The 9,660-nt window shown below is 70.7% G+C and carries 10 protein-coding genes; all 10 read left to right on the forward strand.

The genetic code is table 11. The features are described 5' to 3' along the window. Positions 1 to 707 (forward strand): ABC transporter ATP-binding protein (locus AC3XYG_RS33235; protein ID WP_489144169.1); only part of this gene is annotated, 707 nt, incomplete at its 5' end. Next, positions 704 to 1,687: an ABC transporter ATP-binding protein gene (locus AC3XYG_RS33240; RefSeq protein ID WP_489144170.1), complete on the forward strand. Its 984-nt coding sequence runs from the start codon at positions 704 to 706 to the stop codon at positions 1,685 to 1,687. The genes AC3XYG_RS33235 and AC3XYG_RS33240, both read left to right, overlap by 4 nt. 46 nt (positions 1,688 to 1,733) lie before the next feature. Further along, on the forward strand, positions 1,734 to 2,558 hold the full coding sequence (locus AC3XYG_RS33245; RefSeq protein ID WP_489144171.1) for a creatininase family protein: 825 nt from the start codon (positions 1,734 to 1,736) through the stop codon (positions 2,556 to 2,558). Positions 2,559 to 2,636: 78 nt separating this feature from the next. Beyond that, on the forward strand, positions 2,637 to 3,710 hold the full coding sequence (locus AC3XYG_RS33250; RefSeq protein WP_489144172.1) for an extracellular solute-binding protein: 1,074 nt from the start codon (positions 2,637 to 2,639) through the stop codon (positions 3,708 to 3,710). Positions 3,711 to 3,714: 4 nt separating this feature from the next. Then, positions 3,715 to 4,773 (forward strand): ABC transporter ATP-binding protein, encoded by a 1,059-nt coding sequence (locus AC3XYG_RS33255; RefSeq protein WP_489144173.1) that lies wholly within the window; start codon positions 3,715 to 3,717, stop codon positions 4,771 to 4,773. Continuing rightward, positions 4,770 to 5,612, forward strand: a complete 843-nt coding sequence (locus tag AC3XYG_RS33260) for an ABC transporter permease (RefSeq protein WP_489144174.1) — start codon at positions 4,770 to 4,772, stop codon at positions 5,610 to 5,612. The genes AC3XYG_RS33255 and AC3XYG_RS33260 overlap by 4 nt, the downstream gene beginning before the upstream one ends. After that, the gene (locus AC3XYG_RS33265) at positions 5,609 to 6,397 is read left to right on the forward strand and encodes an ABC transporter permease (RefSeq protein ID WP_489144175.1); all 789 of its coding nucleotides are present in this window, start codon (positions 5,609 to 5,611) and stop codon (positions 6,395 to 6,397) included. Before AC3XYG_RS33260 ends, AC3XYG_RS33265 begins: the two co-directional genes overlap by 4 nt. Positions 6,398 to 6,412: 15 nt before the next feature. Then, the gene (locus AC3XYG_RS33270; RefSeq protein ID WP_489144176.1) at positions 6,413 to 7,090 is read left to right on the forward strand and encodes an RraA family protein; all 678 of its coding nucleotides are present in this window, start codon (positions 6,413 to 6,415) and stop codon (positions 7,088 to 7,090) included. A gap of 37 nt (positions 7,091 to 7,127) precedes the next feature. After that, positions 7,128 to 8,807, forward strand: coding sequence for a gamma-glutamyltransferase (gene ggt / locus AC3XYG_RS33275; protein WP_489144177.1), 1,680 nt, complete (start codon positions 7,128 to 7,130; stop codon positions 8,805 to 8,807). Positions 8,808 to 8,835: 28 nt separating this feature from the next. Further along, a partial coding sequence (locus AC3XYG_RS33280) for a 2-hydroxyacid dehydrogenase (RefSeq protein WP_489144178.1) occupies positions 8,836 to 9,660 on the forward strand: 825 nt, incomplete at its 3' end.

Here is a 9,660-nt window from a genome sequence, read left to right on the forward strand (position 1 = left end):
CCATGGTGTTCCAGGACCCGATGAGCAGCCTGACCCCGGTGCCCCGGGTCGGCGACCAGGTGGCCGAGGCGATCCGGGCCCATCGCACCATGACCGCCAAGGCGGCACGGGCCGAGGCGCTGGCCCTGTTCCGGCGCGTCGGCATCGCCGATCCGGAGCGGCGGCTGGATGCCTGGCCGCATGAACTGTCCGGCGGCATGCGCCAGCGCGTCATGATCGCCATGGCGCTGGCCAACCGGCCGAGCCTGCTGATCGCCGACGAGCCGACCACGGCGCTTGATGTCACCGTGCAGGCCCAGATCCTGGACCTGCTGGCCGAGCTGCAGCGCGAGACCGGCACGGCGATGATCTTCATCACCCACAGCCTGGGCGTGGTGGCCGAGATCGCCGACCGGGTCACGGTGATGTATGCCGGCCAGGTGGTCGAACAGGGCGATGCCGCCACGGTGTTCGCCGCCCCGCGGCACCCCTACACCCGCTCCCTGCTGGCGGCGACGCCGGATGGCGACGGCCAGCCCTTGGGCATCCCCGGCATCGTGCCCCAGCCACATGCCTTCCCGCAGGGCTGCCGCTTCGCCCCGCGCTGCGGCCATGCCGTCGCGGCCTGCGAAGCGGCGCCCGTGGCGCTCGACGAGGCCCGGGCGGGGCACCGCACCCGCTGCATCCGCTGGCAGGATCTGGCCGAAAGCACGGAGGCCGCGGCATGACCAGTGCCCCCACCCCGCCCCTGGTCGAAGCCACGGCCCTGTCCAAAATCTTCCACACCGGCGGGCTGTTCCGGCGCGGCCGGCCGGTGCAGGCGGTGCGGTCGGTCGATGCCGGCGTCGCCCGCGGCGAAGCGCTGGGCGTCGTCGGTGAATCCGGATCGGGCAAGAGCACGCTGGGCCGGCTGATGCTCGGCCTGATGCCGGCCAGCGCCGGCACGGTCCGCTTCGACGGCCAGCCGCTCGGCCGCCCCGCCGGCCGCGACTGGCGGGCGCTGCGCCGGCGCATGCAGATCGTGTTCCAGGATCCCTATGGCAGCCTGGACCCGCGCCGCCGCGTCGGCGCCCAGATCGCCGACGGCCTGGCCATCCATCGCGTCGGGGATGCCGGGGACCGGGCCGACCGGGTGGCCGCGATGCTCGACCGCGTCGGCCTCGACCCCAGCCACGCCCAGCGCTACCCGCATGAATTCTCCGGTGGCCAGCGCCAGCGCATCGGCCTGGCCCGCGCCCTGGCCAGCGGGCCGGACTTCCTGGTGGCGGACGAGCCGGTGTCGGCGCTCGACGTTTCGATCCAGGCCCAGATCGTGCAGCTGCTGGGCGATCTGCGCCGCGACCTCGGCCTCGCCCTGCTGTTCATCAGCCACGACCTGCCGGTGGTGCGCCATCTCTGCGACCGGGTGGTGGTGATGTATCTCGGCCGCGTCGTGGAGGAAGGCCCGGCCGAGGCTGTGTTCGCCGCCCCGGCCCACCCCTCCACCCGCGCCCTGATCTCGGCGACGCCGCAGCTGCGCCCGGACCGGCGCACCGGCCGCATCCTGCTGGCCGGCGATCCGCCGAGCCCTTCCAACCCGCCCTCCGGCTGCGTCTTCCGCACGCGCTGCGCCCATGCGCGGCCCGCCTGCGCCGAAGCGGTGCCGGAGCTGCGCCCCTTCGGAGAGGGGCGCCGTGTCGCCTGCCTTCGCGCCGAGGAGATCGCCTGATGGCGACCCGGCCCGATCATCGATTTGCCGACGAGGAGTGACGAGAATGGCCGCAAAAACGGAACCGAACGTGCATATGGGCACGATCACGGGGGGCGAGGCGCGCGAGATCCTGGCGAAGAACCCGGTGATCCTGCTGCCGATGGGCAGCCATGAGGACCAGGGCCCGCACGCGCCGATGGGCGACTACCTGCTGGCTGAGAAGATCGCCGAGCGCGCCGCCATCCGGGCCAGCCAGCGCGGCATCCGCACCCTGGTCGCCCCGGTGCTGCCCTTTGGCGGCGCCGACTGGTTCGGCCCGATGATCGGCGGCATCGCCCTGAGCCAGGCGACGCTGACCAGCGTGATCAGCGAGATGGTCGCCTGCCTGCACCAGCACGGTCTGACCCGCATCGTCGTCATCAACGGCCATGGCGGCAATGTCGGGCCGATCGCCGAGGTGGCGCGCACCCTGTATCTGCGCGACGGCACGGTGCTGCCCAGCCTGTATCTCTGGCGCATCGGCTATGGCCTGCTGCCGGGCATCGTCGGGGCCGAGGCGGCGGCCAAGGTCTCGGGCCACGGCGCCGACCCGCTGACCAGCATCGGCCTGCACCTGTTCCCCGAGCTGATGCGCCCGGATCTGATGCCCGGGGACCGGCCGGCGAAGCGCGACCCGGTGCTGGACCTGCCCTTCACCGGGCTGGGCACCGCCAGCTTCGAAGGCGCCGAGGTCGGCGTGCCGAACCAGTATGACGAGGTCTACACGCTCGGCGTCGGCAAGGGCGATCCCAAGCTGTCCTCGGCCGAAACCGGCGCGGCGCTGACGGAGAAGCTGACCGAGATCTGCGCCCGCTTCGTCGCCCATTTCGCCGAGAAGATCGACGCCTGAAACAACCGGGCCGGCAGGGCCATGCCGGCCCGCAATCAATGCCGCCCCGGACGCGGCCAAACAGTGGGGGTGTTCCAGATGCTGACGCGCCGTCTCGTTCTCAAGGCCGGGCTCCAGGCCGGTGTCGCCGCCCTCGCCATGCCGGCGATCGCCAGGGCGCAGTCGCCGGGCGGCGCGATCACGCTGATGTCCTATAATGACGGCACCTTCCAGGACAACTACATCAAGACCGTCGTCGAACCCTTCCAGCAGGCCTTTCCGGGGGTGCAGGTCAACTACGCCCCCAGCGGCACCTCGGCCGAGATGCTGGGCAACATTCGGGCCCAGAAGGCCGATCCGCAGGTCGACGTCACGATCATGGACGTCACCGCCGCCAGCATCGGCAACACCGAGGGGCTGTTCGACAAGCTGACCCCGGCCGAGGTGCCGTCGCTGGAGGAATTGTACCCCGAGGCTCGCGCCGCCGGCGGCGAGTTCGGCCCGGCCGTGACCTTCGACCACCTGGTGCTGGTCACTAACACCCCTGCGCTGCAGCCACCTTTGGCCAGCCTGGCCGATCTCTGGCGCCCGGACCTGCAGGGGCTGCTCGCCATCAGCGCCCCGCCCAACATCCAGGGCCTGGCCCTGACCGTGATGGTCGAGAAGATGCTGGGCGGCGACTACCGGCAGTCGATCGACGAGGCGATCGCCAAGCTGGCGGAGCTGGCGCCGTCGGTGAACACCTGGGACCCCAAGCCCGACGGCTATTCCCTGATCCTGAACGACCTCGTCCGCGTCGCCACCGGCTGGAACGCCCGCACGCAGCGCCGGGTCGACGAGAGCCAGGGCAAGATCGGCGCCTTCCTGCCGCCCGAGGGATCGGTGTTCCAGATCAACACCATCAACCTCACCTCCGGGTCGAAGAACCGCGCCGCGGCCGTCGCCTTCATCAACCACGCCCTGTCGCAGCCAGCGCAGAAGGCCTTCACCGAGCGCGTGTTCTATGCTCCGGCCAACGCCAAGGCGCAGATCGACCCCAAGGCGCTGGCCCGCACCGCCGCCGCGCCGGAAAACCGCAGCCGCATGATCGATGTCGACTGGATGGAGATCATCAAGCGCCGCGACCAGTGGAACAACCGATGGCGGCGCGAGGTGATCTCGGCCGGCCGGTGATCCGATGAGCTATCTCGAGCTGACAGGGCTGGCCAAGCGCTACCACGAATTCGTCGCTGTCGACCGGGTCTCGCTGACGGTCGAGCGCGGCGAGGCGATCGCGCTGCTGGGTCCGTCCGGCTGCGGCAAGACCACGACGCTGCGCATGCTGGCGGGGCTGATCGACCCGAATGACGGGACGATCACGCTCGATGGCGCCGACATCACCCGCCAGCCGGCGCACCGGCGCAACATGGGCTATGTCTTCCAGTCCTACGCGCTGTTCCCGCATCTCAGCGTCGCACGCAATGTCGGCTTCGGGCTGGAGGAGCGGCGGGTGCCGCGGGCGGAGATCGCCGCACGGGTCGAGGAGGCGCTGGCCATGGTCCGGCTCGGCGCGCTCGGCGGACGCCGGCCGCGCGAATTGTCGGGCGGCCAGCAGCAGCGGGTGGCGCTGGCCCGGGCGCTGGTGATCCGCCCCTCCGTCCTGCTGCTCGACGAATCCCTGTCCAACCTCGACGCCAAGCTGCGCGACGCGATGCGCCACGAGATCCGCGACATCCAGCGGTCGCTCGGCATCACCACGCTGTTCGTCACCCATGACCAGGTCGAAGCGCTGACCATGTGCGACCGGATCGCGGTGATGAACCGCGGCCGGATCGAGCAGGTCGGGTCGCCCGAGGACATCTATGAGCGGCCGGCGACCCGCTTCGTCGCCGATTTCGTCGGGCGCGCCAACATCCTGGCCGCCAGCCGCGGCACCGATGGTCGTGTCGGCCTGTGGGGGTCGCCGCTGCCGGTGCAGGCCCCGGCGTCGGGCGAATTCGACGTCTTCGTCCGGCCGCAGCGCATCCGCCTGGTCCCGCTGTCCGAACCGGTGGCGGAGAGCCACGCCCGGGTCCAGGGCCATGTCTCGCACAGCGTCTTCGTCGGCGACCGCATCGAGGTGGTGGTCGAGGGCGGGGGCGGCCACCAGCTCAGCGTCGAGATGCCGTCCGGCCAGCGACCGCCGGCCGAGGGGCTGGAGGTCGCCGCGGTCTGGCCGGCCGAGGACACGCTGCTGTTTGCACGCGTGGCGCCATGACCGGGAGCAAACGCCTCCCCCTGCTGGTGCTGCCGGCGGCGTTGCTGCTGCTGGCCATCTATCTCTGGCCGACGCTCGGCCTGCTGCGCACCGCCTTCAACGAGGTCGAGCCGACCGGCGCGATGGTCGAGGCGTGGTCTTTGCAGACCGCGAGGGACCTCTTCGCCGATTCCTTCACCCTGCGCCTGACCCTGAATTCGCTGTGGCTGTCGCTGATGGCGACCGCCATCGCGCTGGCGCTGTCCTACCCCGTCGCGCTGTTCCTGTTCCGCACGCAATCGCGCTTCCGCGGCCTGCTGGCGGTGATCGCGATCATGCCGATGCTGGTCTCCGGTGTGGTGCGCGTCTTCGGCTGGCTCGCCATCCTCGGCGACCGCGGCCTGGTCAACACCATCGCCCAGTCGCTGGGGCTGATCACCACGCCGCTGCGGCTGGTGTTCAACTGGACCGGCGTCACCATCGGCCTGGCCGAGAGCATCATGCCCTACATGATCCTGGCGCTGCTGGCCGGCTTCGGCCGGCTGGACCGCACGCTGGAGGAAGCGGCGCGCAGCCTGGGCGCATCGCCGTGGCGCAGCTTCCTGCGCGTCACCCTGCCGCTGAGCCTTCCGGCCGTGGCCCTCGCCGCCGGCCTGGGCTTCGTGCTGTCGATGTCGTCTTACATCACGCCCAAGCTGCTGGGCGGCGGCCGCGTCTTCGTGCTGGCGACCGAGATCTTCGAGCAGGCGACCACCAACACCAACTGGCCGGTCTCCGCCGTGCTCGCCCTCTACACCCTGGTCCTGCTGCTCGGGCTGTTCGCCATCACCCATCTTGTGGCCCGGAGGCTGGGGCGATGAACGGCGCCGGCAGGACCCTCTCGATCCTCGCTGGCATCGTCTATGCGATGATCCTGGCGCCGATCGTCGTCGTCGTGGCGCTCGCCTTTTCCGCCGACGACTTCATCGTGTTCCCGCCCTCGGGGTTTTCGCTGCGCTGGTTCCAGCAGCTCGCCTCGAACGGGCCGCTGCTGGGCGCGCTGTGGCTGAGCGCTCAGATCGCCTGCGTGGTCACCGTGCTGTCCCTGCTGTTCGGCGTGCCGGCGGCGCTGGCCTTGAACAAGGGCCGCTTTCCCGGACAGGAGGCGCTGAAGGGTTTCTTCCTGGCGCCGCTGCTGCTGCCGACGCTGATCACCGGCCTGGCGCTGCTGCTGTTCTTCACGCCGCTGCACCTGACCGCGACCCTGCCCGGCCTCGCGCTCGGCCACATGACCGTGACCCTGCCCTTCGTCATCCGAATGATGACCACCGCCTTCTCGACCCTGCCCGACGACATCGAGGCCGCAGCCGCCACGCTGGGCGCGACGCCTTCGCGCGTCGTCCGCCGGGTGACGCTGCCGCTGGTCACCCCCGGCCTGGTCGCCTGCGCCGCCCTGTCCTTCCTGCTGTCCTTCGACGAGACCGTGGTCTCGCTGTTCCTGTCCGGTCCGCGTGCCTCGACCCTGCCGGTCGAGATGGTGCGCTACGTCGAAGGCCGCACCGACCCGCTGGTCGCCGCGCTGTCGGTCGTGCTGATCGCGGCGACCCTGATCATCGTCGTCCTTGTCGAACGTCTGGTCGGCGTCGCCCGCGCCGTCGGCCACTAGCCCAGGAGAATTGCCATGCCCGACTACCGCATTGCCGCGATGCCGCCGCAGATCCCGCCCGCGCTGGTGGAGAAGCTGTGCCGGGTCGAGACCGCGACCATCGGCCATTCTCAGCATTGGGGCTTCATGGATCGCCGCATCCAGCCGCTGCTGCGCGGCAAGCGCATCGCCGGCGCGGCCGTGACCCTGGCCATCCCGGGCCAGGATTCGACCCTGCTGCACCACACGCTGGGCCTGCTGCGGCCCGGCGACATCCTGGTGGTCGACCGGCTGGGCGACGACAAGCATGCCTGCTGGGGCGGCGGCGTCACCATCGCGGCGAAGGCGGCCGGCGCGGTCGGTGGCATCGTCGACGGGCCGTGCACGGACCTGGCCGAGATCGAGGATTCGGATTTCCCGATGTGGTGCCGCGGCATGTCGCCGATCACCACCCGGCTGTACAATCTCGGCGGCACGCTCAACCTGCCGATCTCCTGCGGCAACGTGCCGGTCCGGGCCGGCGACATCATCCTGGCGGATGAATCCGGCGTGCTGGTGCTGCCGGCCGGCGAGGCCGAGGCGATCGCCGACGCCGCGCTGATCCGGCAGGAGCGCGGCGAGCGCACCCAGGACCGGGTCAAGGCCGGCGAGAAGCTGGGCGACCTGTCCGGCGCCACCAGGATGGTGCTGGAGGCGTTGGGGCAAAATGGCTGACAATTGTGCCCAGGATTGAATCGCTGAGGACCGCATCGTGACGAACACCCCACCGAGAGCCGCCCGCATCACCGACTTCTCCTGCGAGAAACGGCCGGCCATCGGGTCGCGGGGGATGGTCGTCACCAACCACCCGCTGGCCTCCGCCGCCGGGTCGGAGATGCTGCTGGCCGGCGGCAACGCCATCGATGCCGCCGTCGCGGCGCTGTTCACCCTGACCGTGGTCGAGCCGATGATGGTCGGCGTGCTCGGCGGCGGCGTGGCCCATCTCCGCCTCGCCGACGGCCGGCACCTCATCCTCGACGGGCTGTCGACCGCGCCTGGGCGCGGCAGCGCCACCATGTACGAGCCGCTGTCCGACGAGGTCGGCAAGGCCCGCGACGTGCGCGACCGCGAGAACCAGGTCGGACCCAAGGCGGTGGCCGTGCCGGGCGCACTGGCCGGCTGGTGCGAAGCGCTGGCGCGCTTCGGCACCCTGGCGCTGGCCGATGTGCTGGCCCCCGCCATCCGACTGGCCGAGCGCGGCTTCATCGTCAGCCCCTATCTGTCGGATTGCGTCACCGACTGCGCCGCGGATTTGGCCCGCGACCCCGGCCTGTCCGCCCTGTTCCTGCCGGGCGGCCAGCCGCTGCGGCCGGGCGCCCGGCTGGTGCAGGGCGACTATGCCGGCAGCCTGCGGCTGATCGCCGAACGGGGGCCGGCGGCGCTCTACGACGGGCCGCTCGGCGCCGCGCTGACCGGCTTCATGACATCGCATGGCGGGCTGATCGACCAGGCCGATCTCGACGCCTTCCGGGTGATCGAACGGGAACCGGTGCGCGGCACCTATCGCGGCTTCGAGATCCTGGGGCCGCCGCCGCCCTCCTCCTCCGGCATGCACATCGTGCAGATGCTGAACATCCTGGAGGGCTACGACATCGGCGCACTGGGGTTCGGTTCGGCCGACGCCGTGCACCTGCTGGCCGAGGCGCTGAAGATCGCCTTCGCCGACCGTGCCGTCGCCACCGCCGACCCGGCCTTCGTCGACGTGCCGGTGGCGCGGCTGATCGCCAAATCCTATGCCGACGAGCGGCGGGCCGGCATCGACATGAAGCAGACCAGGGCCTGGACTGCCGGGCTGGTCGGTGGGGAATCGGCCAACACCACCCATGTCACCGTGGCGGATGCCGCCGGCAATGTGGTGGCCACCACCCAGACCATCAACGGCCTGTTCGGCGCATGCACCCAGATCCCCGGCACCGGCATGCTGACCAACAACTACATGTACAATTTCGACCCGCATCCCGGCCGCGCCCTGTCGATCGCGCCGGGCAAGCGGGTTTTCACCTCGATGGCGCCGATGATGGTGCTGCGTGAATGCGGCCTGGCCTTCGCACTCGGCCTGCCCGGAGGCCTGCGCATCTTCCCGTCGGCGCTGCAGGCCATCGTCAATCTGATCGACCATGGCATGAGCCTGCAGGAGGCGGTCGAGGCCCCGCGGGTGTGGACCGAGGGCGGCGAGCTGGAGCTGGAGGCGGCCTTCCCCGAGGCGGTGGCCGAGGACCTGGCCGCCCGCGGCCATCGCATTGCCCGCATGCCGCGCATCGCCGGCGGCATGAACGCAATCGCCTTCGACCACGACGGCACCATGACCGGCGCCGCCTGCTGGCGCGCCGACGGCACGCCGGTCGCCATCTCCGGCGGCCTGGCCCGTGCCGGCGTGCGCTTTGCGATCTGACCCGTTTTTCTACTGGAGTGAGCCTGCCGTGACCGAAACCGTCGTCGTCCTGGATCCGATCAGCGAGGACAGCGCCGCCAGGCTGCGGTCGCTGCTGCCGCCCGGCCTTGTCCTCACTCATGGCACCGCGCGTGGCGATGAGCATCTCAAGGAGATCATCGCCGGGGCCGAATACGCCATCGCCGGCCAGGTCGGCGTCAATGGCGATGTGCTGCGCGCGGCGCCCAAGCTGAAGCTGCTGCACAAATGGGGCGTCGGTGTCGACAACCTCGATGTCGACACGGCGCGCCAGCTCGGCATCAAGGTGGCGCGCACCACCGGCAGCAACGCGGTACCGGTCGCCGAATTCACGCTGGGCCTGACCCTGGCGGCGCTGCGCTGCATCGCCTTCGGCCATGCCGAGCTGAAGAAGGGCCATTGGCGCACAGCGACCGCCATGCCGATGCAGACCTACATGCTGTCGGGCAAGACCGTCGGCATCATCGGCTTCGGCGCCATCGGCCAGACCGTCGCCAAGCTGCTGCAAGGCTTCGGCTGCCGCGTGCTCTACAACACGCCCCGCCCCCTGACCGCGGCCGACGAGGCGGCAACGGGCGTGACCTACGCCGATCTGCCAGCGTTGCTGGCGGACTCGGACGTCGTCAGCTTGCATTGCCCGCTCACCGACGCCACAAGGGGCATGATCGACCGGGCGGCTCTGTCCTCGATGAAAAAGACCGCCATCCTGGTCAATGTCGCGCGCGGCGGCGTGGTGGTGGAGGCGGACCTGCTTTGGGCCCTCCAAACCGGAATCATCCACGGCGCCGCGACGGACGTGTTCGAGACCGAGCCCGTGCCGCCGGACCACCCGTTG

This window comes from Inquilinus sp., from assembly GCF_057815775.1.

Excerpts from the sequence above, each read along its gene's own strand:
- AC3XYG_RS33240 (WP_489144170.1), top strand. The coding sequence starts at position 704 with ATGACCAGTGCCCCCACCCCGCCCCTGGTCGAAGCCACGGCCCTGTCC.
- AC3XYG_RS33245 (WP_489144171.1), top strand. The coding sequence starts at position 1,734 with ATGGCCGCAAAAACGGAACCGAACGTGCATATGGGCACGATCACGGGG.
- AC3XYG_RS33250 (WP_489144172.1), top strand. The coding sequence starts at position 2,637 with ATGCTGACGCGCCGTCTCGTTCTCAAGGCCGGGCTCCAGGCCGGTGTC.
- AC3XYG_RS33255 (WP_489144173.1), top strand. The coding sequence starts at position 3,715 with ATGAGCTATCTCGAGCTGACAGGGCTGGCCAAGCGCTACCACGAATTC.
- AC3XYG_RS33260 (WP_489144174.1), top strand. The coding sequence starts at position 4,770 with ATGACCGGGAGCAAACGCCTCCCCCTGCTGGTGCTGCCGGCGGCGTTG.
- AC3XYG_RS33265 (WP_489144175.1), top strand. The coding sequence starts at position 5,609 with ATGAACGGCGCCGGCAGGACCCTCTCGATCCTCGCTGGCATCGTCTAT.
- AC3XYG_RS33270 (WP_489144176.1), top strand. The coding sequence starts at position 6,413 with ATGCCCGACTACCGCATTGCCGCGATGCCGCCGCAGATCCCGCCCGCG.